25 protein-coding genes and 1 pseudogene are annotated in these 26,283 nt (G+C 37.8%); 15 read left to right on the top strand and 11 right to left on the bottom strand.

The features are described from left to right. Nucleotide 1 precedes the first annotated feature (1 nt). The 5 genes from NG743_RS03220 (at nt 2) to coaBC (ending at nt 3,560) form a co-directional block, all read left to right on the top strand. Nucleotides 2–451, top strand: coding sequence for a hypothetical protein (locus tag NG743_RS03220; protein ID WP_257121515.1), 450 nt, complete (start codon nt 2–4; stop codon nt 449–451). Next, nucleotides 445–687 carry an AAA family ATPase gene (locus tag NG743_RS26650; protein WP_306459825.1) on the top strand — a complete coding sequence of 81 codons (243 nt, stop codon included), beginning with the start codon at nt 445–447 and terminating at the stop codon, nt 685–687. The genes NG743_RS03220 and NG743_RS26650 overlap by 7 nt, the downstream gene beginning before the upstream one ends. Before the next feature lie 81 nt (nt 688–768). Then, complete coding sequence (locus tag NG743_RS03215; RefSeq protein WP_306459824.1) at nt 769–1,563, top strand: AAA family ATPase; 795 nt, start codon at nt 769–771, stop codon at nt 1,561–1,563. Further along, nucleotides 1,564–2,349, top strand: a complete 786-nt coding sequence (locus tag NG743_RS03210; RefSeq protein WP_257121514.1) for a hypothetical protein — start codon at nt 1,564–1,566, stop codon at nt 2,347–2,349. Continuing rightward, the gene (coaBC, locus tag NG743_RS03205) at nt 2,349–3,560 is read left to right on the top strand and encodes a bifunctional phosphopantothenoylcysteine decarboxylase/phosphopantothenate--cysteine ligase CoaBC (protein ID WP_257121513.1); all 1,212 of its coding nucleotides are present in this window, start codon (nt 2,349–2,351) and stop codon (nt 3,558–3,560) included. Before NG743_RS03210 ends, coaBC begins: the two co-directional genes overlap by 1 nt. A 38-nt stretch (nt 3,561–3,598) precedes the next feature. Here coaBC and NG743_RS03200 read toward each other — a convergent pair whose 3' ends face one another. Together NG743_RS03200 and NG743_RS03195 are read right to left on the bottom strand one after the other, a co-directional pair. Next, the gene (locus tag NG743_RS03200; protein ID WP_027404894.1) at nt 3,599–4,021 is read right to left on the bottom strand and encodes a PIN domain-containing protein; all 423 of its coding nucleotides are present in this window, start codon (nt 4,019–4,021) and stop codon (nt 3,599–3,601) included. 2 nt (nt 4,022–4,023) lie between these two features. Beyond that, nucleotides 4,024–4,284: a type II toxin-antitoxin system Phd/YefM family antitoxin gene (locus NG743_RS03195; protein ID WP_027404895.1), complete on the bottom strand. Its 261-nt coding sequence runs from the start codon at nt 4,282–4,284 to the stop codon at nt 4,024–4,026. A 207-nt stretch (nt 4,285–4,491) separates the two neighbouring features. Between NG743_RS03195 and NG743_RS03190 the strand changes: the two genes are divergently transcribed. Continuing rightward, nucleotides 4,492–5,199: a hypothetical protein gene (locus tag NG743_RS03190; RefSeq protein ID WP_027404896.1), complete on the top strand. Its 708-nt coding sequence runs from the start codon at nt 4,492–4,494 to the stop codon at nt 5,197–5,199. 51 nt (nt 5,200–5,250) lie between these two features. Next, on the top strand, nt 5,251–5,625 hold the full coding sequence (locus NG743_RS03185) for a hypothetical protein (protein ID WP_027404897.1): 375 nt from the start codon (nt 5,251–5,253) through the stop codon (nt 5,623–5,625). Nucleotides 5,626–5,861: 236 nt separating this feature from the next. On the opposite strand, the gene NG743_RS03180 is transcribed toward NG743_RS03185, so the two are convergent. Both NG743_RS03180 and NG743_RS03175 read right to left on the bottom strand, forming a co-directional pair. Continuing rightward, nucleotides 5,862–7,043 (bottom strand): hypothetical protein, encoded by a 1,182-nt coding sequence (locus NG743_RS03180; protein ID WP_027404898.1) that lies wholly within the window; start codon nt 7,041–7,043, stop codon nt 5,862–5,864. Next, complete coding sequence (locus NG743_RS03175) at nt 7,040–7,543, bottom strand: DUF4365 domain-containing protein (RefSeq protein ID WP_193963622.1); 504 nt, start codon at nt 7,541–7,543, stop codon at nt 7,040–7,042. The genes NG743_RS03180 and NG743_RS03175 overlap by 4 nt, the downstream gene beginning before the upstream one ends. A 358-nt stretch (nt 7,544–7,901) precedes the next feature. Here NG743_RS03175 and NG743_RS03170 point away from each other — a divergent pair, with 358 nt between their 5' ends. Continuing rightward, complete coding sequence (locus NG743_RS03170; RefSeq protein ID WP_027404900.1) at nt 7,902–9,119, top strand: glycoside hydrolase family 10-like protein; 1,218 nt, start codon at nt 7,902–7,904, stop codon at nt 9,117–9,119. 181 nt (nt 9,120–9,300) lie between these two features. On the opposite strand, the gene NG743_RS03165 is transcribed toward NG743_RS03170, so the two are convergent. Further along, entirely contained in the window at nt 9,301–10,779 is a 1,479-nt protein-coding gene (locus NG743_RS03165; RefSeq protein WP_027404901.1) for a site-2 protease family protein, read from the bottom strand. Between the two features lie 317 nt (nt 10,780–11,096). On the opposite strand from NG743_RS03165, the gene purH reads away from it, so the two are divergent. The 3 genes from purH (at nt 11,097) to rppB (ending at nt 15,352) form a co-directional block, all read left to right on the top strand. Further along, nucleotides 11,097–12,620, top strand: a complete 1,524-nt coding sequence (gene purH / locus NG743_RS03160; protein ID WP_257121512.1) for a bifunctional phosphoribosylaminoimidazolecarboxamide formyltransferase/IMP cyclohydrolase — start codon at nt 11,097–11,099, stop codon at nt 12,618–12,620. Between the two features lie 635 nt (nt 12,621–13,255). Continuing rightward, a complete protein-coding gene (rppA, locus tag NG743_RS03155) occupies nt 13,256–13,942 on the top strand; it encodes a two-component system response regulator RppA (protein ID WP_027404903.1) in 687 nt (228 codons plus the stop codon). 24 nt (nt 13,943–13,966) lie between these two features. Beyond that, the gene (gene rppB, locus NG743_RS03150) at nt 13,967–15,352 is read left to right on the top strand and encodes a two-component system sensor histidine kinase RppB (RefSeq protein ID WP_257121511.1); all 1,386 of its coding nucleotides are present in this window, start codon (nt 13,967–13,969) and stop codon (nt 15,350–15,352) included. On the opposite strand, the gene NG743_RS03145 is transcribed toward rppB, so the two are convergent. The 5 genes and pseudogenes from NG743_RS03145 to NG743_RS03125 form a co-directional block, all read right to left on the bottom strand. After that, nucleotides 15,312–16,613 (bottom strand): hypothetical protein, encoded by a 1,302-nt coding sequence (locus NG743_RS03145; RefSeq protein ID WP_257121510.1) that lies wholly within the window; start codon nt 16,611–16,613, stop codon nt 15,312–15,314. The two genes, rppB and NG743_RS03145, sit on opposite strands and share 41 nt — an antisense overlap. Nucleotides 16,614–16,728: 115 nt before the next feature. Further along, entirely contained in the window at nt 16,729–17,820 is a 1,092-nt protein-coding gene (locus NG743_RS03140) for a PLP-dependent cysteine synthase family protein (RefSeq protein ID WP_257121509.1), read from the bottom strand. 353 nt (nt 17,821–18,173) lie between these two features. Beyond that, nucleotides 18,174–18,458, bottom strand: coding sequence for an RNA-guided endonuclease InsQ/TnpB family protein (locus tag NG743_RS03135; RefSeq protein ID WP_257121508.1), 285 nt, complete (start codon nt 18,456–18,458; stop codon nt 18,174–18,176). A gap of 112 nt (nt 18,459–18,570) precedes the next feature. Then, nucleotides 18,571–20,117, bottom strand: a pseudogene (locus tag NG743_RS03130) (group II intron reverse transcriptase/maturase). Nucleotides 20,118–20,652: 535 nt separating this feature from the next. Beyond that, on the bottom strand, nt 20,653–21,477 hold the full coding sequence (locus NG743_RS03125; protein WP_257121507.1) for an RNA-guided endonuclease InsQ/TnpB family protein: 825 nt from the start codon (nt 21,475–21,477) through the stop codon (nt 20,653–20,655). Between the two features lie 53 nt (nt 21,478–21,530). Between NG743_RS03125 and NG743_RS03120 the strand changes: the two genes are divergently transcribed. Continuing rightward, nucleotides 21,531–21,719, top strand: coding sequence for a hypothetical protein (locus NG743_RS03120; RefSeq protein ID WP_306459806.1), 189 nt, complete (start codon nt 21,531–21,533; stop codon nt 21,717–21,719). 717 nt (nt 21,720–22,436) lie between these two features. Here the strand turns inward: NG743_RS03120 and NG743_RS03115 are convergent. Then, a complete protein-coding gene (locus NG743_RS03115) occupies nt 22,437–22,817 on the bottom strand; it encodes a hypothetical protein (RefSeq protein WP_027404907.1) in 381 nt (126 codons plus the stop codon). A gap of 696 nt (nt 22,818–23,513) precedes the next feature. Between NG743_RS03115 and NG743_RS03110 the strand changes: the two genes are divergently transcribed. From NG743_RS03110 to NG743_RS03100, 3 genes are all read left to right on the top strand, one after another. Then, complete coding sequence (locus NG743_RS03110; RefSeq protein ID WP_027404908.1) at nt 23,514–23,993, top strand: YbjN domain-containing protein; 480 nt, start codon at nt 23,514–23,516, stop codon at nt 23,991–23,993. A 35-nt stretch (nt 23,994–24,028) separates the two neighbouring features. After that, complete coding sequence (locus NG743_RS03105; protein ID WP_257121506.1) at nt 24,029–24,754, top strand: lipoate--protein ligase family protein; 726 nt, start codon at nt 24,029–24,031, stop codon at nt 24,752–24,754. Nucleotides 24,755–25,378: 624 nt separating this feature from the next. Further along, complete coding sequence (locus NG743_RS03100) at nt 25,379–26,227, top strand: transcription factor RcaD (RefSeq protein WP_257121505.1); 849 nt, start codon at nt 25,379–25,381, stop codon at nt 26,225–26,227. Nucleotides 26,228–26,283 lie beyond the last annotated feature (56 nt).

Genomic DNA, 26,283 nt, shown 5'->3' with positions numbered 1-26,283 from the left:
GATGGATGACCATGAATTTATACTTGGTTTTATGGCTTTTACATTAAATAATTATGGAGATTATCCAGTACGAAAAGGGCGTAATTATTTCTTACATGAAGGTATGAAACAATTAAATAAAATAGACTCTAATTTGATCAAAGAAATAAAAAATAATTTTATTATAGGAATGAAAGCAGCGTATAATATTTTTGAAGATTCTGCTTTTCGGAAAGCTGAAAAATCACCAGTTAATAAATCTCTTTTTGAAGCATGGTCAGTTACTTTAAGTCAATTAAATTCTCAAGAAATTGAAAAATTAATTAACAACAAGGAACTGTTGAAAGAGAAATTTAGACGAAAAATGGAAGATGATATTGATTTTCTTAAATCTGTATCTCAAGCTGCTAGTAAGGTTCAATATCGGTTTGAACAAATTGATCAAATAGTTCAAGAGGTTTTATCATGCTAAGTTCTTTGACTTTAAAAAATTTTAAACCATTTGAAAATCAATCTTTTTCTTTAAAGCCATTAACTCTACTGACTGGCTTAAATAGCACTGGTAAATCGTCTGTGTTGCAATCTCTATTACTATTACGTCAATCTTGTTTGCGGGATGATTTATTAGATAGGGTAGGTTTAGTATTAAACGGTGATTTAGTATCTATAGGTACTGGAAAAGATGCACTTTTCAAGAGAGCTAAATAGGATGTAATAACTTTTGAAATTGGCATGAATAATGATATTAAAGGTACTTGGATTTTTGATTGTGATCGTCAATCAGATATAATGCGACTATCTACACCAATGTGGCTAGAAATCGATCTAGCAATTGATGCAGAAATTGATAATTCAAGTCTGTTTACAGATAAATTCCATTACTTAAAAGCAGAAAGAGTAGCACCTAGAAATTATTTCCAAATGTCTGATTTTCAAGTCAGACAACATCAACAGATTGGAAGTCAAGGAGAATTTACTGCTCATTTCTTATCTATAAATGAATATGCAAAAATTCCACATCATCAACTATCACATCCATCAGCACAGTCTGATAGTTTAAAAAGTCAAGTTGAAGCCTGGTTAGGAGAAATTAGTCCTGGAACAAGAATTGATATAGGATTACATTCAGCAATGGATTTAGTAAATTTACAATGTTCCTATGAAGACAATAATTCTTATCGTCTAACTAATGTAGGTTTCGGAATTATCTACATTCTACCGATTATTGTGGCTATATTGTCTGCTGCTTCAGATACATTGATTTTGTTAGAAAATCCAGAAGCTCATCTTCATCCTAGAGGACAATCTAAAATGGGAGAATTAATTGCATTAGCAGCAAGTTGTGGTATTCAAATAATCTTAGAAACTCATAGCGATCATGTTTTAAATGGTATTCGTAAAGCAGTAAAATATAAGAAACTTGATGCGGATAAAGTACAAATTAACTACTTTGAAAGATATTTAAAAAAAGGACAACCAACAACAGATATCATTACACCTCGAATTTATCCAGATGGAGGAATTGATAAATGGCCGGATGGTTTTTTTGATCAAGCTGAGAAGGATTTAATGGAGTTATTATAAATGCACTTTTTGATTAATGAGCTTGCTTTTATTGCACAAGCTACCAATGATTATGAAGCTGATGAATTAATGAAAAATATTTTAGAAATTATTCAAGAAATCAGTGTTCTTCAAAATGGTGATCCTATCCAAACTCATAGTAGTTTTTATTCTCAAAAATTATCTTCAAATTTAACATTACAGGAATGGTTTTCTACTAAAATTAAATCGCAAAAAACGAATCAACAAACAATAGCAAAGATTTTACTTAGACTTTTAAGGAACGGTCCGTTTGTGGATTTACAAAATTTATTAAATGATTGTAAATGTCACTATCAAAAACAAGATGTTTCATCGAGTTCATTAGCAGGTGCTGCTCAACTTCAAGGAATATTAATTAGTTTACAAAATAATCCTGATTTTATTCAAGAAAATATTGAAGTTGAATTTCAAGAAGGTACAAGTTCGCTAGAAAATAGAAGCATAAAAAATTTAACTGAAATTAAACAAGCTAGAAAAATATATCCTCGTTATAAACTTCATTCTAAACATGATCCTAAAGGATATTGGGAAAATGCTACTCCTATGAATTTAACAGATAAAGAAGCTCAAAAAGTTTTAAATATTTCTGTGGGGAATAGTAATGAAAATAGTGAAAAACGTTATGGATTTCATAAAGAAACAGATCAATTCTATGTGTTTCATTCAGATAATACTTTTGATGAACAGGGTTATCCTACCAATCATGGATTTCCGATTACTGAAAATCAAGTTCCTCCTAAAATACTAATTAAAATAAAGAGATAATGCCATCATCTATAAATCCCCAATCAAAAAGAGTCCTAATTGCTATAGGCGGTGGTATCGCCGCCTATAAAGTTTGTGAATTGGTTTCTACACTGTTTAAGTCTGGGCTAGAAGTGCGAGTTATTCTCACTAAATCTGCTCAAAAATTTATTACTCCTTTAACTTTAGCCACTCTATCCCGTCATCAAGCTTATATAGATGATGATTTTTGGCAACCAATTTATGCTCGTCCATTACATATTGAGTTGGGTGAATGGGCTGATTTGATTGTGATTGCGCCTTTAACTGCTAATACTTTAGCTAAGTTAGCTTATGGTATGGCAGATAATTTACTAACAAATACAGTCCTCGCTTCTACCTGTCCCGTATTGTTAGCACCAGCCATGAATACGGATATGTGGGAACAGGTGGCGGTACAAAGAAATTGGCGGCAGCTATTGACAGATAGTAGATTTTATGGTATGGAAACTGGTTCTGGTTTATTGGCGTGCGATCGCATTGGTGCTGGTAGAATGGCAGAAGCGGCAGAAATATTTGTTTATATTCAATCTTTATTACACACCCAAGGAAACAGAGATTTAGCTGGGAAGCAGGTTTTAATCAGTGCTGGGGGAACACGAGAATATTTAGATCCGGTGCGATTTATTGGCAATCCCTCAACTGGTAAAATGGGTTTAGCATTGGCACAGGCAGCACTGCACAGAGGCGCAAAAGTAATATTAGTCCATTGTCCGGCGAGTTGGAATGTACCTTTGGGAGTAGAAGCAATTGCGGTTGTCAGTGCGGAGGAAATGCAGCAGGTGATGTTCAACCATTTAGCCAATGCAGATATCATTATCATGTCAGCCGCAGTTGCAGATGTAAAGCCTAGAGATTATAGTAGCGAAAAATTGCCCAAGCGATCGCTTCCCGAAAATCTGCCTCTAGCAGCAGTACCGGATATAGTCGCTGAACTGGGAAATCGCAAACAACCCCATCAATATTTAATTGGTTTTGCAGCACAAACGGGGGATATTATTACTCCAGCGCGGGAGAAATTGCAAAGGAAGAAATTAGATGCAATTGTCGCAAATCCTATTGATAAGGTTGATAGTGGTTTTGGGAGTGATCATAATCAAGCTGTGTTTTTAGATAAGCAAGGAAGAGAGGTAGAAATTCCAGCTTGTTCTAAGTTGGAAATGGCGCATTATTTGTTTGATTTTGTTGTTTAAGGGAATAAAATTATATCGTTATTTCTGCAACTACAGAATTAATTACTACCTAAATAAATCTCTACATTTCGAGTGTTCCATGTAGCAATCCCAATTCCAAAAAAATCTTGATCTTCCGTCCATATTGGACAATTTAAAGATAGAGAAAGAGCAACTATTGTCCAGTCTTTGATATCTCTTTCTTGTATTCGCCGTTTAGCATCATACTCATATTCGCTATAAATTTCGTCAGCTATTGGTATGACTACCTTTGTTAGTTTCTCTATAGCATTTAAAAATGGATCTAATGGAAGATTCCGTTTTTGTAAAATTTTGGGTAAATGCTCGTTTAACTCATCATAGCAACAAGCGGGAGTAACAAAACTACAGTTATAATTGTATTTGTCTAATAAGTTGGGAACACGTTCTGCTAATACTGCGCGAATGAGAATATTAGTATCTAAAACAATTAACTTTCTCATCGTTATATTGTACTTTCTCTAGCATTCTGGAAATCAGCCAATAATTCATCTTCACTAATACCTCTTGTTTCCAGCAATTGTTGGATTTTTTGGACTGCTGCTTGTAAAGCCATTAAATCTTGTTTTTGAGGAGTAGGTTGTGTTGGTATATAGTAACCTATTGGGACTCCATGAGAAGTAATTGCGATTGGTTCAGATGTTTGTTGTGTGTACTTATGTAAATTGGCACGAAATTCTTTGATTCCTACAGATTGGATGTCCATAATAGTGAATTGACAAATTGTGTACACTTAAGTACACTATAACATGAATTTTGAATTATTGATAATAATCAAGCGGTGTTTTTAGATAGAAAAGGAAGAGAGGTAGAAATTCCGGCTTGTTCTAAATTGGAAATGGCGCATTATTTGTTTGATTTTGTTGTTTAATGGAATAAAATCACATTTTTATTTTTACTAGGATTTTTGAATATGACTGTGCATTTACCTGAAATTGGTATTACTGGTTGTGAAAGAGCAAAATCATTAATTGAAGAATTCCCTCAAAACATTGTTGGTAGTTTTTGGGTAATGTGTAGTTATGGGTTTGATTTTGATAGAGAAGAAATTCCTGATTGGTGGATTAATCTTGATTCAGCACAAGATATTATTGATGTTTTTGAAGAAGGTTATTTTGATGGAGGGCATAACTGTCCTGTATACTTAGGATTTTGTATTGTTGTTATTGCAGAACCATCAAATCCTGCTCATTTATCCTATGTAATTGAACATCTGAGAATGTTTGAATATGAGGGCATTAGTTTATTAAGAATAATGTCCCGTTATAATATATCTACTATTGTAGAACTTCGTTATCCTAATGACTTTTTAAGCCATCGTTATCCTACTTATAAATATCTTACAGAAACACTAAATAATTCGTCTACACAAACAGTATCTAATTGGTCTACTGAGGTATGGGAAGATTACTGTAACTACTTGATGTCTATTGATGGTCAATGGATATTTCACAACTATTGTAAAAAAATAAATTCTGTGAAAGATGAAGTCCAATCTACTGTTAAAAAAGGTACTCAACCTCTAGTTTTAACAGAAGGAGAAACTGACCCAGTTTATATTAAAACAGCATTAGAATTGCTAGGAGAAAAGGAAATTTTAGCACAAGTTGATATTGAATAGGTAGGAATTTATATAGGTAAAGGAAAAAGTATAAATACTGGTGATGGTGGTTTGAAAAATACCAGAGATGTTCTGATTTCTAACCCTAAATTCTTAACTAGAAAAGTATTATTAATTTATGACTGTGATACTGATAAATCTAATGAAGATCATGAATTATTGAAAATCAGAAAAATACCTCAACAAAAGAATCGAAAAGTCAAAAAAGGTATTGAAAATCTATTTCCTGATCATTTATTTACAGAAGAATTTTATTTACCAAAAACCAAATATGGTGATTATGGAGAAGAAAACCAAATTCAAGAATTTCAAAAAATGAAATTTTGTAAATGGATTTGTGAACAAAGAAAACAGGCTGATGATTTTGTTTATTTTAAGATAATTATTGATTTTATCAAAGATTGTTTAGGAACAGTTACTTATTAAATTTCATCATTCGGGCGATTAGAAATCGTGGCTACACGGGTAAAATCCACCTTCGTGGGTAAAATACTTGATTCTCTATTAGTCCATGAAGATGGACTTCTCTCGTGTAGTAGCGTTTGCCCTTGACGTTGCGGAGCAATATTATATTGGCCTTTATCTTTTTTCAAAAAAATTAATCAATGTAAAAATTAAGACACTAAAATCAGAGAAGGTTGAGGTTTTAATGACTTTATCTCTTATTTTCTTAATATAGAAAATTTCTGTACTTCCCTCACAATTAATTGTTCATTTTCTTCTATCAAACTACCATTGCATATTATTGGAAGTTGATCTAAATTAGCTTGAATTGCTATTAGATAATCTTGACGATTAACTTCAATAACAACCTCTTCTTCTCTATTTTCTATCATAGTTATAACAATAACTTTTGCTTTTTCATCTCCACCAAACCATTCAAGCTTAATTACTAACCCTGTAATTGCTGAACGGAATAGTAATTTCTGAGAAGATAAAGGTAATATAAGCGTATCTTGTTGGGTAATTTTTTTGTTTCTACCCAAATTAGCTGTGCGAGACTTCAGTTTGTTCTTAACCTCTGTAATAACAGGTAAAATTTGTTTATTTAATTTTATCTCTAAAGGAAAATTAGATGTACGTTCTATTATTTTAGAACCTGTTAAATTAAAACTCAAATTCGGTTCAGTTGCAGTATTTATCATCCGTGATAACGCATCACATAAATTAGCACTCACACCCTCTTCTATTGCTTTATCTAAAACATTTTCTCTTTCAGAAAGCTTTTGTTCAGGAGCTAAACTAATAATATTCAAAGCTTGAAATAGAGTTTTAGTAACTTTTCTTTCAAAGCAATCTTCAGATTGATAATTGTCTACTTGTAATGGAGAAATAATAGTGAGAACATAACTTCCTTCTTTAGTATGACCCAGACGCAATTTTTGCATATAGTCAGTTACTTCACTAAATGAACCTTTAAAATAAGGTCTAGGTTCTACAGCAGACGAAGCCGCAGACCACATCAGCTTTTTCGCTGATTCAAATAATTGAATTCCTTGAGATATAGGAATACTCCCATTGATAATTGCTGAATGATTCACTGAAATTTGTATAATCTCTGCTAATGGAGTTTTAAGATTATTTATTATTTCTAACTGAGAACGATGTTCTACAATTTCCAGATTTTGCAAAACTTCCATCATTCGAGTGGTAAAATCTCGAAAATCAGGATTTAGAGGTAATAGAATTTCAACATTTTCTCCCTGACCTACTTCTAATGTCCAAATAGATGCAATATCGTTTATTTGGCTTTTTTGTTGCCAACCTTGAGTTCTTAAATAGCCAGCAACTTCTAAGGGATTTATAGATTTAATAATATCAATATCTTGTATAGTTGCTTTCATGGAGTGCCACCATTTGAGATTATTTGCATCAAACTTTCTAGAGCTTCTACATTGAATATTTTATCTCTTGATAAACGCACTGATTTACTTTCTTGACCAGTAGGTAATTCCTCTTCTCCTCTCAGTGATGTCCAATAAGCACAATGTTTCATAATTAATTGTTCTTCACACTGGTGCAACCAGCTATTTATATCATCAGCTAAAACAACTATTACTAAAATACGGGGAACATAAACATTAGTATATCTTAAATCGTCATAGTTTTTTCTAGATAAAGGATAACTTATACTTTCAGCACCAACGATATTCCTTCTAAAAGGGGCTTTTAACTGTATTTCTAGGCGAGGTGAGCGAAAAGTTCCCATACCTCCTTTGGCTGCAATGCCCAAATCAATGCTGTCATCATCTACTTCTGGTTTATAAATACTATATCCTGAAACAGCCGTAATAACACGAATATAAGCGTTGCCAAATTGCTCTTGACACTGAGTAATATGCATGGAGATTCAATGAAATAATCAGGGTTTCAGGCTGTGAAGGAGATAATAACTAAATTCTGTTCAATTTTCTGCACAGTCGTTTATTGTACCCTTAATATTTGAGCTTTTTCTATTCCTTCTTCAAACCCTTGTACAAACGCTTTCTGATAGTGCATTAAGTAATTGGACAAAAATATTTACAGTCATTGCGAGCGAAGGGAAGCAATCACAACCCTTGGAATTGCTTCATTTCACTTTGTTCCATATGGCTAACGCCACGCAACGCTTACGCAATAATATTGTGTAATTAATTCTGTCTCACTACTTACACGACAAAGCATAATACAGTAAATTCAACTACCCAAAAATAGGATAACCAATGAAAAAAATATTTCTAAAATGGCAACGTCAAACTAGAAAACTGGGATTTTTAGCAGCTATGATGGCCGTGATTATGGTTGCTTTCATGATGCTATCATTCCCCCTAAATGCTCAAATTCCTAAATCCACAGAATTACGGGGAGTATGGTTAACAAATATTGATAGTGACGTTTTATTTGAGAAAGAACGGTTAAAACAAAGTTTACGAACATTACATCAACTCAACTTTAATACCGTTTATCCCGCCGTCTGGAATTGGGGATATACACTTTATCCTAGCAAAATCGCCGCCAAAGTCATTGGTAAATCAGTTGACCCTACCCCCGGACTCCAAAAGCGAGATATGCTCAAAGAGATAGTCACCGAGGGACATAAACAAAGTTTAACAGTAATTCCCTGGTTTGAATTTGGCTTTATGGCACCTGCTGATTCACTTCTCGCTAAAAATCGTCCTACTTGGTTAACAAATCGTAGAAATGGTACAAAAATAGTCAAAGAAGGCATACATAACCGAGTTTGGTTAAATCCCTTTCGTCCCGAAGTGCAAGAATTTATTCAAGATTTGATAGTAGAAATAGTCAAAAACTATGACCTTGATGGGATTCAATTTGATGACCATTTCGGCTTACCATCAGAACTAGGATATGATGCCTATACCACAGCATTATACAAAAAAGAACACCAAGGTAAACTTCCGCCCACAAACGCCAAAGATCCAGAATGGGTAAGTTGGAGAGCCAACAAAATCACCGATTTCATGAAGCGGGTATTTACAGCAATTAAAGCTAATAAAAAAGATTGTATCGTTTCCGTTGCTCCTAATCCCCAGCGTTTTTCCTACGAATACTTCCTAGCGGATTGGCAGAAATGGGAAAGAATGGGAATAGTTGAAGACCTAGTTTTACAAATTTATCGTAATGATTTAAACGTCTTTATCAGCGAGTTAGAATATCCAGAAGTAAAACTAGCCCAAACTCATATTCCCGTCAGTATTGGCATTTTAAGTGGTTTAAAAAATCGCCCAGTCCCAATGGAACAAATCAAAACCCAAATAGAAAAAGTACGAGAGCGAAAATTTGCCGGCGTTTCCTTCTTCTTCTACGAAACCCTCTGGAACATGAGCCAAGAAAACCCCCAACAACGCCAACAAACATGGCAAAAAATCTTCCCCACACCCAGCAATTACCCTAACCTATTAGCAAATTGGAAACCCTAGAAAATTGCTAATTGATAATATCTCGTTCCCAGTCTCCGACTGGGAATGCTATTAAGAGGCTCTGCCTCTTTTTTCATTGAAGGCAGAGCCTTCTGTAATTCTTTCCCACACAGAGTATGGGAACGAGATAATTGTAATTCATTTCCACACAGAGTATGGGAACGAGATAATTCTTCTATTCCTAACTACCGATACCCAAACGCCCAGCCAAAGCCGGAGTTAAAGGTAAAAGAGTAGCAATCATCAAAAACAAAGCCAAAAGACATAAAGCCGCCCTAGCATCATCTGGTTCACTGATTTCATTCAAACTGGGGCGCTCTAAATCGCGTTGTAAAAACAAAATCACAATTGCCCAATACATCGCCAAAGGATTACCTAATGATACGATAGCCAGTAAAACTATCGTGGCAAAAGTGGTTCTCCCTGCGGTTTTGCGTCCATAAATCGCTTGGACAATTCGCCCCCCGTCTAGTTGTCCAGCGGGCATTAAATTCAACGCAGTGATAACTAATCCCAACCAACCAATAACCACTAAAGGATGAATATTCACCACCGGAGACTGTAAAGCCGAACCCAGGACAACCCGTGCCAAACTACCGACTAAAATCGAACCTTGGAAAAACTGATTGGGTAATTGGAATAAACTCCCTGGGTGAGAAAGTAGCAACCCTATCACCAGTAATAACAAAGAAGTAATCCCCCCAAAAGCGGGTCCTGCCAAAGCAATATCAAATAAGGCTTTACGGCTAGGGACAAGGGATTCAAACCTAGTAATTGCCCCAAAAGAACCAATTTGCACCGCTGGTAAAAAGAACGGCCAACTTAATTTAACTTGGTGACGACGCGCCAATAACCAATGTCCAACTTCGTGAGAGATCAAAATTACCGATAAACCCAAAGCAATAGGTAAAGCTTCTGCAAAGCGTTCAGGATTACTAAATAAATCGAAATTCTGTAATATACCTCCCACTTCCAAGCTTGTGGCGATAGTTGCTATAAACAAAATCACTGCAAAAGCTTTTTGTGCTAACTGGGCGCGTTGGGGGTCTGTGCGGCTAGGGAGAATAATTATGACAGGTTTTCCGTCAGTATTTTCTACCAAAAATAGGCGATATTTATCTTCTAAGCGTTCCTGTAAACTTTTTGTCAGTCGGTTATGAACGGCTTCTGGTTCTCCCCGCAAGTTGCCTTTAAAAACCACTCCTTCTTGGTAGGGAATAGTTTCTGTGGCAAAAAATGTGTCAATGCCGAAGATGCCTCTAATCAGGCTTAAATCTGCTTCGGGTATGGGCGTTGGTTCTAATTGTAGTTCTGGGAGGACTATAACGGAACTGTCTTTATCGCCTTGGGCTGCAAGTCGCTCTGTTGCCCGTTGCTTGAGAATAGCATCTTGACCGGCTTCCCGTAATTTTCTGCCGAGGAAAATATACAATCCAGCGGAAGCTACCACCAAGAACAAGATACCAACAATATTGATATAAATCCCAGCGGCAAATAATCCAAAGAACAAAAGCCAGGGAGTCATTAAGACAACTGATTGTAACCAGGCTAGGATGCCTAGTTTACCAAAAGGTCTGGCACGATAAAAGCCCCAGCCTAAAATGCCGGACGCTATCAGCACAATGGCTGCAATTATAGGAGTTTCCGATGAAGTAAACATCTCTAAACCTTTGCTATTGAGACCGAAGCTAGTACAAGTCCGGTTTTCTATACACTACTAATCATAACTTTGTTTGGATTCTGCCCGAATTATCCAGTTTTCTGAGGTTAAAGCCCTAATTATTTTAGATGATTTTTATGTGAGGCGGCACAGAATCATCAAATTCATTCATCCGCGTTTATCTGCGTTCATCTGCGTTTAATTATCTTATAAATCTGATTCCATGCAGTTTCATCTTAATTTGGTATGAACTTTTAACACCCTTTCGGTAAAATGTTCTTCTGTTTGCAATTTAGTCCAAAGGAATTTAGGGAATTATGGCGCGTTTAGCCCTGCTGAGTGTATCTAATAAAACTGGTGTAATTGATTTAGCCCGGAGTTTGGTTGAAGAATTTGGCTTTGATATCATCAGCAGTGGGGGAACAGCCAAAACCCTGAAAGATGCGGGAATACCAGTTACTAAGGTTTCTGATTATACGGGTTCACCGGAAATTTTAGGGGGTCGGGTGAAAACTCTTCATCCTCGCATTCATGGGGGGATTTTAGCACGGCGAGATGTGGACCAAGATGTCACAGATTTGGAAAATAATCAAATTCGTCCCATTGATTTAGTCGTTGTTAATCTTTATCCTTTTGCGGAAACCATTGCTAAACCAGGTGTTACCTTAGCTGACGCGGTGGAACAAATTGATATTGGTGGTCCGGCTATGTTAAGGGCTTCTTCCAAAAATTACGCCCATTTGACGGTATTATGTGATCCTGCCCAATATGGTGAGTATTTGCAAGAATTACGCCAAAATGGAGCAGCATCTTTAGAGTTTCGCCAAAAATGCGCTTTAAAGGGATTTTTGCACACTGCTAGTTATGATAATGCCATAGCATCTTATTTAGCTGGCACACAAGCACAAGAATTTACCATTTCCGGTACACAACTCCAATCTTTGCGTTATGGAGAAAATCCTCACCAACCCGCAGCATGGTATCAAACGGGAAGTGAAGCTACAGGTTGGGCAGCAGCGACAAAACTGCAAGGTAAGGAACTCAGTTATAATAATTTGGTAGATTTGGAAGCTGCACGGCGGATAATTGCTGAATTTACAACCAGTGCTGCGGCGACAATTATCAAACATACTAATCCCTGTGGAACTGCGGAAGCAGACACAATTTTTGACGCTTATCAAAAAGCCTTTAATGCTGATTCTATCTCGGCTTTTGGGGGAATTGTGGCTTTAAACCGTCCTATTGATGCGGCGACAGCGACGGAATTAACGAAGACGTTTTTAGAGTGCGTGGTTGCTCCTGGTTGTGACGAGGAAGCTCAGGAAATTTTAACTAAAAAAGGCAATGTCCGCGTTTTGATTTTACCAGATTTGCTGACTGGACCAAAGGAAACTGTGAAAGCTGTAGCTGGTGGGTTTTTAGTCCAATCTGCTGATGATATCATTGCTGATCCTAGTCAATGGCAAGTTGTCACTGAACGTCAACCTACTCCCTGGGAGTTAGCAGAATTACTGTTTGCTTGGAAAGTTTGTAAGCACGTTAAATCTAATGCTATCGTCATTGCGAGCGATCGCACAACTTTAGGTGTCGGGGCTGGACAAATGAACCGTGTCGGTTCGACAAAAATCGCTCTCGAACAAGCCGGAGAAAAAGCCCAAGGGGCATTCCTCGCTAGTGACGGCTTCTTCCCCTTCGATGATACCGTCAAAGCAGCCGCAGCAGCCGGAATTACTGCCATTGTCCAACCCGGAGGCAGTCTCAAGGATAAGGATTCTATCAAAGCCGCTAATGAACTCGGTTTATTAATGGTTCTCACTGGTGTACGGCACTTTTTGCATTAGGTAATGGGTAATGGGTAATGGGTCATTGGTAATTGGTCATTGGTCATTGGTAAAAACCTTATTGCCTATTGCCTATTGCCTGTTCCCTGTTCCCTGTTCCCTGTTCCCTATTCCCTATTCCCTGTTCCCTATTCCCTGTTCCAAGCAATTTCTAAAATTGTTGTCTAAGGTACTTGCCATTTTCAGAAAAGGGTGATAAATTATATTTGTGTGTGAGGAGCAAGTTTAAAAAACGTCTGGGGTGGAAACACGGCAACACTCCCAGACGTTTTTTAATGGGACTAAAAATTTTCTGACAATAAATATACTCAAAACGTCTAAAATCTGGACTTTTTTATGATATAAAAAACAAGTTCAAAGCCTCTCCAATTATAAAAGCTGCTCCTTTTCCCTCCCTTGTAGGGGAGGGTCAGGGAGGGGTTTGGAGAGGGGTTCTATATTTGGTTAAACTATAAACCGTTTTCAGTATAATCAACAACTAACTAGAAATATTCCGTAAAACACCTTTAATTTTTACTTGTACTGAATTAAAATGAAACCGCATAGAATAGGATTTTAAGAATAATTAAACGCAGATAAACGCAGATAAACGCGGATGATAATTACTCTGTGCAGTCCTACATATAATTATTATTATGCGGTTATTATTAGTTGAAGATGAATATGATTTAGGAAGTGGTATTCATAATGCTCTTATTCAACGCGATTATATAGTAGATTGGGTGGAAGATGGAGAGACTGCTTGGGATTATTTGCAGACAATACCCCAAAGATATGAAATTGCCATTTTAGATTGGATGTTACCAAAGTTGTCAGGATTGGAATTGTGTAAAAGATTAAGGGCGCAAAAAAATCAGTTACCAATTATGTTATTAACAGCTAGAGATAGCATGAATGATCGTGTTACGGGTTTAGATGCAGGTGCAGATGATTACCTAGTGAAACCCTTTGGTATGGAAGAATTATTGGCGCGGGTAAGAGCATTACAAAGAAGATTACCAAATTTTCAACCACCGCAGTTACAAATAGGTTCTTTAATTTTAGATTATAGTAATTTTTCAGTTGTGAATTTAGCAGTGGAAAATTCTTCACCAATTATCCTCACAGCTAAAGAATTTCAACTTTTAGAATATTTCATGCAACATCCTCAACAAATACTAACTCATGAACAAATTCGCGCTAGATTGTGGGATTTTGAAAGTGATACTGTGAGTAATGTTGTTGCTGCACAAGTGAGATTATTAAGACGCAAATTATCAGAATGTGGTTTTTCTAAAGCAATTGAAACTATCCGAGGTTTTGGTTATCGTTTTTGTGGATAGTGCAAAGATAAGAATATTAATTAAATGAACCACGAAGCAGCGAAGGACACGAAGGAAGAAAGGAAGAAGATAGGTAAAATCCAAGGTTGGATACCTAATAATTCACTCTTTAATCATTCTCGGTTTAAATTAGCGATTACCTATGCTGGTGTGATGGGATCAACTTTGTTACTATGTGGTTGCATCGCTCACAGTGTCATGGTACAAGCTTTTACTCGCACAGTTGATCGAGAATTGGAAGTTTTTGGTAAGGTTTTTGAGGATAAATTAAAAGCAGAGTTAAAAATTCCTGGGAAACTTTCTATTCCTACTCAAAAATCTTTACCAGGACTTTGTTTAAAACAACAATCTTGTTTACCCATTCAATCAGAATCAGACTTACTGAATTTATTAGCAGAAGGATATTATCTCAGATTTTTAACAGTATCAGGAGAAGCTATTGCGGCTATTGGTAATAATCCCGATGAATTTCCTGCTAATATTCACCTCAATCATTCTTATGATATCAAAAATCGTCATGGTGAACTATATCATTTACATTTAATGCCCTTAAAAATCAACAATAATCAATTATGGGGATATTTACAAGTTGGACGAACTGTACAACGATTAAATGATTATATGAATAGTTTACATTGGTTATTAGGATTGGGTATTCCCTCTTCTATGATCATTATTGGTGGTGCAGGTTGGTGGTTAGCAGGTTTAGCTATGCAGCCAATTGAAAAATCATATCAACAATTACAACAATTTACCGCTGACGCAGCACATGAATTAAGAACTCCTATTACATCTTTACAAACAATTATCGAAACAAATTCAATTAACCCAGAAACTCAAAAAGCATTGAAGAGACAAATTAAAAGATTAGTAACATTAACACAGGATTTGTTATTATTATCTAGATTAGAAACTGGATTACAAGAAGCTAAGTTACAGCAAATTTGTTTGAATGATTTAGTTGCAGATGTAGAAGAGGAATTAATGCCAATGGCTATGGATGCACAAGTTTTATTATCTAGTCATATTCCTGATCAATCTGATTTTTATATTCACGGTAATGAAAGTCAAATTTATCGAATGTTGTTGAATTTAGTTGGTAATGCCATTAAATACACTCCTGAATCTGGGGAAGTAAATATTCATCTGACAACTAATGATCATCAAGGTGTAATTACTATTAAAGATACAGGTATTGGTATTTCTAATTCTGATCTTCCCCACATCTTTGAGCGCTTTTATCGAGTTAATGCAGATCGTTCTCGCAATACTGGTGGTTCGGGATTAGGTTTAGCTATTACTTTGGCTATTGTCCAAACTCACAAAGGTAAATTAGAAGTACAAAGTCATGTAAATAAGGGCAGTACATTTACTGTGATTTTGCCACTCGTTTCCAAAGTAAACAAGTAACTTCAACTAACATAGATGTAATCATAGCCATAGCGGCGGCCATTGCCCCATTCATGCCCTTGTTAATAGCAAAACTGGTAATTATTAATAAAGTCCCTGTTCCTAACCATGTTGATAGATTAACATGACCTGTGCGGTTTTCACTAACTAAAAAACCCTGAATTGCATTTTGTAAAGCTACAAATAATGGCACAATTGTACAGATTAAAAGTACAGGTTTGATGCTGTTAGCTAAGATAATATCATTACCAATGAAACTTTGAACGATGCGATCGCCTATTGGTGTTACACTCATCAATAATAGTAAGCTAGAACAAGCAGCACCCACACTGATAGCAAAACTCAGCAATTGGCGATCGCTCACTTGATGACGATATTTAATCACCATTTGCTGTACCATCCGGGTAGAATTGGCAATTACCAGAACCAGTCCCCAAGCCGCAGACCAAGCAGCAATAGCAATTGTCGAATCTTCAGCGCGGGCAAGAATGCTAATTAATATCGCCCTTCCGCCCCAAACCACCATCATAGAATTAGCTAAAGGTAAATAGAACTTCCACACCTGTGCTAAGTTACGGGGTAAATTAGGTTGTTCTATTTGTGGCGGTAAAGTTGCACCAGAAAGCCGAGCAAAAATTGTTACAGCTATTGCTTCGACAACCACCCCACTGATGAGGGCAAATCCAGCAAGTACACCCCCAGATATGGGGAAGAAAAATCCACCCGTGAGGACTAATGCTAATGTAAATAACCTGAAAATACTGGCTTTTGCCACAGCGCGAGACTGACCATGATAAATTAATAACCCTTGAAAATAACGCCGCCAGGCGATCGCAAATGGCCAACCACCCATTAATAATAATACTTGACTAACTGTAGCCAACATTGCAGATGGTATGCCCAACAGACTCACACCCACAAAATTAAATATCATTGGTAGTCCCAACAAACTCAATAAACAAGTCAGTCCCGCACCTACAAATAATGTAAACCGCCATAATGCCTTACGTGAACCTTCAGAACCAGCTAAAGCATTAGCAGCGTGCAGAATCATAATAATCGGACTTTCAAAAAATATCGCCAAAGATTTAGCAATACCTACAGCCGCTAAGTTAATTTGAGCATCAGGAAGATGAGCCAATGTAGTGGTCATCATCGGATCACCACAGGCCATAGTCACATCACTGAGGGACAAAGGCAAAAATTCCCGCCATAAACTCCCTAAACTAACTGGTTGAGATTGGGGTTCTTGTAACTTCATATCATTTCCAACTAATGAGTGATAATAACGCTATTTTGACAAAAAAGCGCAAAATCCAGATTTCAACCTTTTAGTCTTTGCGCCTTTGCGCCTTTGCGTGAGATAATTATCTTTATCACTCCTGACTCCTACCGACAATATCCAATGGTACAGGTAGAAGATTAGCAATTGCTTCTGTGAGATGGGAATGTTCAAGGATGTTAATTCCTTGTGCTGTAAGCCAATCAGCATTGTAAACTGTTTCCAGGTAGCGATCGCCCCGATCAGGATTAAGTAGTAACATAGTTTGAGGCTGAGTAAATCTTTGAGTATCTGCTAAAGCTGCGGCCACAATTGCACCAGTGGAAGCACCTAAAAGCATACCTTCCTGTTTAGCCAAAGCATGACAAACAGAAAACGCCAAAGCATCATCCACGCTATAAGCCGCATCTAACACCTGTGGGTCAAAATTGGGGGGAACGAAAGATAAACCCAGTCCAGTCATCTTGTAGGGGTGTCTGGGAGTACCAAAAATTGCTGATCCTGCCACATCTACACCAATAATTCTGGTTTGGGGATAATACTTTTTAAAGTAGCGACTAATACCACCTAATTGTCCGGCTGTGCTAACTCCAATAACAATAGCATCCGGCGCACCACCAAAAGCTTCTTCAATTTCCCGCGCCGTCCAAAGTTCATGGGCATCAGTATTACTAGGATTTTTATGTTGACAAGGATACCAAGAATCAGGAATATTTGCGGCTAATTCCTGAGCCTTTGTCATTCTTGCTACCTGCATCGAACCTTGAGCATCAGCCGCACTTAAAGGCACTTCTACCAATTCTGCACCGTAGGCTGTAAGCATTCTTCGCATGGTGACAGGGGTTTTGGCATCAATCACAATCATTACCCTGTAACCCTTAGTAGCGCCCACAATTGCTAACCCAATACCAAAGTTACCAGAACTAGATTCAATAATTGTCCCACCTGCTCGCAATAAACCCTGTTTTTCGGCTTCATTCACCAGATAAGCCGCATTTTTTTCTTTAATACTACCACCAGGATTACAAGATTCTAGTTTTAAATATAAATGATGTTGTTGACAACTTGGGTGAACTCGATTTAATCGGACAATAGGAACTTTACCTAGTGCGTCCGTCACCGTTGCCAATAGGGGTGATTTTGGCAAGTTGGTTCTGAAGGTTGGGTTTGGAGAGTAAGTAAGCATTGTGATTAGCTCGATACTGTTCATCTCACAAGATGCCAACCCCAGATGAAATAAAGGTGAAATTATCAATGTGAACTACCTACACTTCCCTTGCGGGTAAGTATAGGCTTCCTACCCATTTAACAGCTTTTTGCTCTTCGAGAACAACAAGACTTATGTTAAGGCGATAGGCTGACCCGTTCTATAAAACTTACCCAAAATTACCAAAATCTAGACACATCTGGACAGCGATAATTTTGGTGTTTACTTTCTGCTTCATCGTGGTCTTAGAATGACTTCTAAGAGGTTTTTCCACTCGACAGACAATCTCGGTAGAACTTACCGTTTCTGACCGTAGTTCCTAAAAGGAACCGCTACGCTACAGGGATAAAAATATCCACAAACCATCGGTCAATATTCTTAGCTGCGTTGAGGTCACGATCCTCTGTATGTCCACAATCAGGACAAACATAAACGCGGCTTTTTAATGGCATTTTATGACGATGATTACCGCAGTTAGAGCATATTTGCGAACTGGGGAAGAACCTATCCACAAGGATTAATTCACTCCCGAACTTCTCGGTTTTATACTCTAACTGTCGTTTGAACTCATACATCCCACAATCGGCGATAGCACCCGCTAATTTGTGGTTCTTCAAAAATGCCTTAACGTGCAAATCCTCTAGGTAGAGTCGAGGAGGGATATTATTCCCTGCCCCTCTCTGTTAAATCTGGGCGTGCAACTTTCACTGCACCCAGCTTCCGATGTTCTTAGCTTTCGCTTTTGCTGATATGAATATAATCGTGGCAGCTTTCATGAATTGCTAGAAGGTTTTTAGGTTTACCATTCTTATGGTTTCCATCTATATGATGTAAATGTACCTTCTCATCACTGAGCATTTTTAAACCACAATGACCACATTTATGGCTTTGCCGTTTGAGGGCTTTAGAGGTATGGTTGTCATAGAGCTTGCTGTTACGCTCGCTCCAATAACTCAAATCTCCGTCATAGGGTGATTTCTCACCTTTAACGTTGATGTATTTGTTTTCGGAGTAAGGAACTGATGGAAACGCTTTATCTAGTAATTCCTTGCTAGTGTAGCGATTCTGTTTGGTTTCCTTGTTGAATACCCTGTAAGCTCTGTGTTGAATGTGGAATAACGAGTTGCGTGACCCTTTCATCTTACAAAAGCGGTGGTAGTTCCTCCAACCTCTAACTACAGGGGCTAATTTCTCAGCCTTAGTGATAGCACCATAATTCGAGTTGTTGACGATGTGTTTTACTTTCTTGCGAAAAGCTTTGAAGTTATCCACTGATGGAACGCATTTAAACTTCCCGTTTTTCTGGACTTTAAAGTGCCAGCCGAGGAAATCAAACCCACCTGTCGCGGCGGTTAGCTTGGTCTTTTTCTCACTGACTTTCATTCCCCGCTCTGCTAAGAACTGACTGATTTTGTCAAGTATAACGGTAGCATCGTCTTGAGGTCTAAGTATTATCACCATGTCATCCGCATATCGGACTGATGGTTCTATTACGTTGTTTCCGGCATCTTTATATCTGTGGATACTTTCGATGCCGTTTAAGGCGATGTTAGCTAATAGTGGACTTACTACCCCGCCTTGAGGTGTTCCCTGTTCTGGGAATTGAGGGTTAACTCCGGCTTTGAGACAGCGGAATATTCCCTGTCTTATGCTATAAGGAGCGATGAGTCTATCCATGATGGCGGTGTGGTTTATCCTGTCGAAGCATTTTTCGATATCGAGTTCTATAACTCGTTTATCTATTCCTTTTCGTGTAGAGCATAGGTTGTTGTACAGGTATTTCTGTGCGTCATGCGCTGAACGACCCGTCCTAAACCCATAGCTCCTGGCGTGGAAAGTTGCAACGCGCAAGCTGGTTCTAATGCGTATTTGACAAGGCATTGGTAAGCTCTGTCTGCAATAGTGGGGATTTTCAGCATCCTCATAGTACCGTCCTTTTTGGGGATTGGTATTTCTCTTAGTTCCTGGTGTTTCCAGTTGCTAACAGATGCTTTTAGCAGTTCATTAAGCTCGAAGCGTTCCTTAAAGGTAAGGGACTTTTTGCCATCAATTCCTGCGGTCTTTTTCCCAGCGTTTAGCTGTGATACTTGACGAATAGCCAGTAATCTTGCTGCGGTTGATTTCAGAATCAGCTTCTGTAGTGACTGCGCTTTCCGCTTATCTCCAACTTGAACCGCTTTATACACGCGTCTTTGTAGGCGGAATAGGTTACGGCGGAATTTCTTCCAGGGCAACGTCTTCCAAGATTCACTAGAGTTTTCTCTGTGTCCAATCATGCTCTGCTCCAATTTGTGTATTCTGAACACCTCAGACCAATTACGGTCTGTCCTACCCGAATTGAAGGGATTCCGCTGCTCGTCCAGCCTACTTATGGGGTTCGACCGCCCCTAGACCTTCAATCCGTTTTTATTCGTTCCCTCGGTTGATTAATAGTTCCGTTAGGTGTAGCCATTTCAACCACTGGATTCCCTGGACTCTGACCGCTATTTAAAAAAGATGCGGCGGGATTTCGCTCCAGTGAAGTCAGGTTTTTGAGTTGTGTCCTGCTTGCGTGTAGGTTGCTTTTCTAGGCTCTGTTTCACCGTGGGAACTCCCCATTAACGCCAAGTGTCACCCCACAACGGATGTCTGATTGCGTCCTGTTCCTAGCTTCGACCTCCCGAAATCGAGTCGGGTCATCGTAGGCAGATAGGGAGTCATACCTGAGTCTGGTAGATGGGACTTTCACCCATATCAGACCGAGAGTTCAACCTTTCTCCTTAATTGGGTTAGGTTGGTTAGTTTATGTACGGACTGATTACCGTGATTCAACTAACAACGAATCGCACTCTTTATCACGCTGTGGTTTTTAGCTAGATAGTAGGTTAATTTGTGTATGGAATCCTTGCGAATATTAGAAACTTTGGCGTGTAATTTAGCCAATTTTCTTACAGCTTTCTGGCGATTATTAGACCCCTTCACCTTTCGGCTAACGCTACGCTGTAAGCGTTTCATGCGTTTACTCATGCGGCGGTAGGCTTTAGGATTCTCGAATACTTCACCATTACTGCAAACGGCTAACTCTTTGATTCCAATGTCAACGCCGATGGTCGGTCTATCTGCAAGTATAGGAGGTTTTTCAATCTCGTACTTGACAGAAATAAACCATCTATCAGCTTGTCGGGAAATTACACAGTTATGAGTTGCGGTAATTGGTAAAGGTATGGCTAATCGTACCCAACCGATTGACGGTAATTTAATTCTTTTACCATCGTTTTTAATTAACGGTTTCGCCTTAGTCCCTGACTCTAAATAAAAAGAATCGTGCTGTCCTTTTTTCTTGAATCGGGGTTGTTTCGATGTTTTGGAAAAACACCTATCCCATGCTTGGCGTAAGTCAGTTAACGCCTTTTGTGGTACATTTTTGTTAACTTCGTAATACCAAGCGTGTTCAGATTTAACCTCGGCGACTAACTTTTTATGCAAGTCAATCGCTGATGGTAATTTAAGTTTTTCGCCTTCTTTGCGAGTAGCTAAAATATCTATAACTTGAGCATTTGCCCAGTTATAGGCGTGTCTAGCTACTCCAGAAGCCTTGCGAAAAGCTGTAATCTGTCGGTTATTTGGAATTAGTGCAGTTTTGAATGATAAAAGCATTGATTCGACCTTTCAATGTTATATTATAGTAAGTATACCAACGATTAAGGTTAATGTCAATGAGATTTGAGAAAAATAATAAACTTGGTGCTAAAAAAATCCTCAAAGCTGAGTTAGACGCTCAACCAATTTGTTTTAAAGGTCGGAAAGGGCAAAGGGAGAAAATTAAAACCGTCCCTGACTGGCCGCAACGGTTAAGGGATTTTGTTGATCAACTTATTGAAGACTTAGACAAACAGTAAGATAAGGATAGTTATGGGTAGAAATTATCTAGCTGTTTCTACCCCTCGTTCCAAAGGCAAAATCAAGGTTAATCAAAAAAATGATCATGTATCTAGCTTGGTTATCGCTATTCTCTCGCCTTGCCGAGATATTCAATTCATAACACAAATTTTGTGAATTCTCTCCATGTTTTCCTTCCTTGCTGTCGCGTTGGTCGGAAAATCGTCGTTAATTCACGCGCCATTCATCCCACGCGGCCCTATCGGGTCAGACGTGGGGCTTCTGTTGGTTAAGCTAAATCCGGCAAACCAAATGCTCGCTTCACTTGCAAAATATAGAATTCCCGAAATGTTCCGTTGATGATCTTATATTTTGGCATTTTGGCAGATAACCATTTTAGTTTCCAGCTTTAATGGAATATCAACAGGGTTAAAGAAAAAGTTGAGAAGTTATGGATGCGGGGATTACCCCACCGCTAGAGACTTCCATCCCAGATAATAAGCGATAGATGCAGTGCTGTCAAACTCACAAGAAATATTGCAATATTCAAATCATAGCCAAGCTACAGCTAACAGCTATTGAATAACAGTTGCCAAGAAAATTATATATTAATCAAACCGACTGATTGCCTAATGAACAAACGGAACTATCTAGTACAAAATTGCCATGTACGAGTAGAAATTCAGTTCAAAATAGTCAGATATTAGAAAAAGGATGAAAAATTAACAATTTAGTTTTTAATCACGAAGCATTTGGGAGATGATGGCATCAGCTTGTAGTCTTTTGTAAGTCAAGTAGACTAAGTTAGCTTCGTCTGATTGTCCACAAACATAGCAAGCTAGGCTCAGAGCATCTAATAACATTAATGTGGTAATGCCTTGTGATGCTAAAGATGATATATACTCAGAAACTCCTTTGGCACAGGTTTCTGCTGGCATCAGTACCAGTAGCAACCGTAAACAATCTGCTGATGCCATCATCCCATCTAATTCATGGGTCTGGGTGGCTAATTGAACAATACCCAGAACGATTTGATTAGGGGAAATACCTTCTTTTATGAGTAGGGTAAAGAAGGAAGTTAAATGACATGGGGTGCTGTGATCAAGCTTAATATTCATAGTGCTTATTAAAATCAGTGTAACAATAATCGCAGATTTTTTGGCTAATCCGGAAAAATCTCAAAAAAGTTTTTGGGGTTTTTTCGGTTTTTTACGTCAGATTCTAGAACCTCTCAACAGATAGCACCCTAATTTGTCAACTTGAGTTTCGATGAATTTGCGTACATTATGTAACTCACGATTTAACTCACAGTTCCGTATCCCTTGATGCTAAAAATAAGCAAATTGTTCCTTTTGCCTGATTTTTACATCTTGTGACGCTAAACTAGCGAGTAATTTTTGCGCTACACCAAAATAAACTGCTTTGGATTACCTATTTTAACTAAAATTAGTAGTTTATGTAACCGACAGCGGAAATTTAATGATGTAAGATGAACAAAATGGGCATTTAGTCTCGTTAATAAGACACAATAGATAATAAATCTACAAATCTTTACCTAAAGTTAAAGCCCAATGAAGGTAAACGTGACTTACATCTAATGGTTCTGGATGTGAAGCCCTGAAACCGGGAAAAAATAATTGAGAATTTAACCAAGTTTTTACTGCATAACAATAAGTCTAGCTTATGTCATAGTAATTGACATGGCTCCTATTCTGACATCTCGACTTGGGAAGACAGGTATGTTAGATGCTGGCATTTTTGGTAGCATAATAGTAGATTAAAGCAGTGACTATATTACTTAGAAAAAAATCTGTATGGCCAGCTACCTAGAAACCCCAACTCCAAATGAGTTACTGGATGAAGTTATTCAAGAAACCACAGCCCCAAATCATGTGGAAGTTATTGAAAATGTAATTGATACCCTGGCACAAGATCAAAGTGCAATGGTTAGTCATGGTTCTGAGGGGGAATATCTGTGGAAATTCCAATATGGCAGTGTAGAAGTATTTGTGCAGTTAACGGGAATTACTGATGAAGATACGATCACAGTTTGGGCTGCGGTGCTAAAGTTACCTGTACAAGATGAAGCCAGATTGACACGATATCTCTTAGAGTTAAATTGTGTAAGTACCTTTGAAGCCCGCTTTGGCATTATTGACCATCAGGTGGTGGTGATTTCTACCCGCACTTTAGCGGAGTTGTCACCAGGGGAAGTTTCCCGCATCATTACTATTGTTGCGACTATCGCTGATGATAATGATGAATATCTGCAATCTGAGTTTGGTGCAATTTAGGTTTCGATAATTTTAGTTGAGGGATGTGATATTTAATGCCTGATTCGCAGGTGTGGCGACTTATTCCCATTTTAGCAGCCGCTGGTGATGTTCAGATGGCTATAGACCGCTGGTTATTAGCACAACATGAGTCGGGACAACATCCGCCAACTTTGCGTTTTTATACTTGGTCGCCACCCGCAATTTCTTTGGGTTATCATCAACGTCAATATCCTGAATTTTGGCAAGGTTTGCGGTGGAAAGGGGAGAAATTAGATTTGGTGCGTCGTCCTACAGGTGGTAGGGCTGTTTTGCATCAAGGTGATTTAACTTACTCTGTGGTCACGTCTGGACTGAGGGGAAATCGTTTGGATGTGTATGGGCAGATTTGTGAGTTTTTGATTCAAGGATGGCGATCGCTCGATATAGAATTGTACTATGGTCAAGCTGGACGCGGTTATATTCACAATCCTAATTGTTTTGGAACAGCCACAGGTGCAGATTTAGTCTTAGCAAATGGTTCTAAACTGATTGGTAGCGCTCAATTACGGAAATGTGACGCAGTTCTTCAGCATGGGTCTATGCGGTTAAATCCAGATCCGGAGTTGTTTGCAAAGGTATTTAATCAAGAGTTTTTTCATCCTATCCAATTTCCCCAAACTATCAATCAAGAAACAATAATTAAGGCTTTAATAGCCGCAGCTTGTGATTGTTTTGGTATGGAAATAGAGGTAATACCTTTGTCTCAAGATGAGTGGAATTTGATTTTAGCAAGTTGTTGATTAGGGTAGGTTTTTAGGTGTTGCTGAGTAAAAGTATGATTTTATTATGCCTACGGCACGCTGCGCGAACACGCAGAGACGCTCCAGGCGCAGAGAGTAAGGGTTTGAGAGATGGAATTTTCGACTTTCATACCCCAATTCACCAACGCCGGTTTTTATTCTACTCTATAATTTTTTCTCACTCAGAGACGCGGAGGTGCAGAGAGAAATCAGGTCTATTTTAGTTTTTGTCTTTGGTATGATGTTTACTTTTTAGATTTTCATGTTTTATTTGCAGTTCATACCATTCGTTTAAACAGTATTCATTTTGTGATTGTTTTGGTATGGAAATAGAGGTAATACCTTATATGGTGGAATTCATTTAATATCTGTATAAAATTTTTCTAAAAAAGTCCAATGGATAGAATATCCAAGTCTTCCCAGTTTTTTCCTGTCATGGAAGCTTGTAGAAAAACTCTAGAAAAAATCCGTCTTTTATTTAGAAAGTAATCAGTGAAAACTTGGATAATATTTTGAGTTTTTAGTGAAAAATCGCTCTTATTAGAGTTAATATGGAAACTGTGTGTTATTTTTTTGTGATTCGCGCTAAAGTAGTCAAGTATCGAATACAGCAAGACTAACCGTATGGAAACGAAAGAGTTAAAGTTCATCTTAAAGCTGTTGGGATGTCCCAATTATCGTACTGGCTTGAGTTCTAGCACTTTTGATAGTTTTAAAGGTGAGAAAACCAAAATTTGTCGAGATTTGGGGGAACTGGAATATGTAGACTATTCCCGCGAAATTGCCACAGTCAAGATTTTACCTCCTGGTCAAGCACTACTGAAACTCGACTCGGCACAATTACCTATTGATGATAAAGAACTCAAGGTACTGGAGAAGATAGGTAAGAGTTCTGGAAAAATAGCCCCCAGTGAAATCAAAGTTTCATCGCTAAAATCAGATGAACGGGACGCAATCTTAAAAACCTTGAGTGAACGGGGGTTAATTGCTGCTGAAATCAAGATGAAAAGGGTTAAGGCTGAAGTTTGGTTAACGGAAAGAGGAATTGAAGTTTTGCGGGATGAATATAATCCCGAAGGAAAAGCAAATATAGACTTTAATTTGCTGGGTAATTATGTGCGGTTTTTACGGAAGAATTTGCGGTTTAAGTCAGAACAAGTTTCTACTCCTGATCATGTAGAATCACATTCTGATATTACTAGCAATATCAGTGATGAAGAAATTTTAGAGACTATCAAGAAATTAGATCGGGAATTGGGTACAGAGAATTATTTACCAATTTTTCATGTACGGCAAAAGTTACAACCGCCTTTATTACGAGATAATTTAGATCAGGCGTTATATCGGTTGCAAAAAAGTGACAAAATTGATTTTAGTACCTTACAAGAAGTCAGTGCTTATACACCAGAACAAATTGACGCGGGAATTCCTCAAAATATTGGTGGACAACTGTTCTTTATCATAGTCAATTAACAGGGTTTCCAATGTTTTTCATTTTTTCATCACTTCTTCCTCTCACCAATGTGTAT

This window comes from Dolichospermum heterosporum TAC447 (genome assembly GCF_024584745.1).
Taxonomy (GTDB): Bacteria; Cyanobacteriota; Cyanobacteriia; order Cyanobacteriales; family Nostocaceae; genus Dolichospermum; species Dolichospermum heterosporum.
Note: the sequence above shows the minus strand (reverse complement) of the source record. Positions and strands in the feature narration are given on the sequence as shown.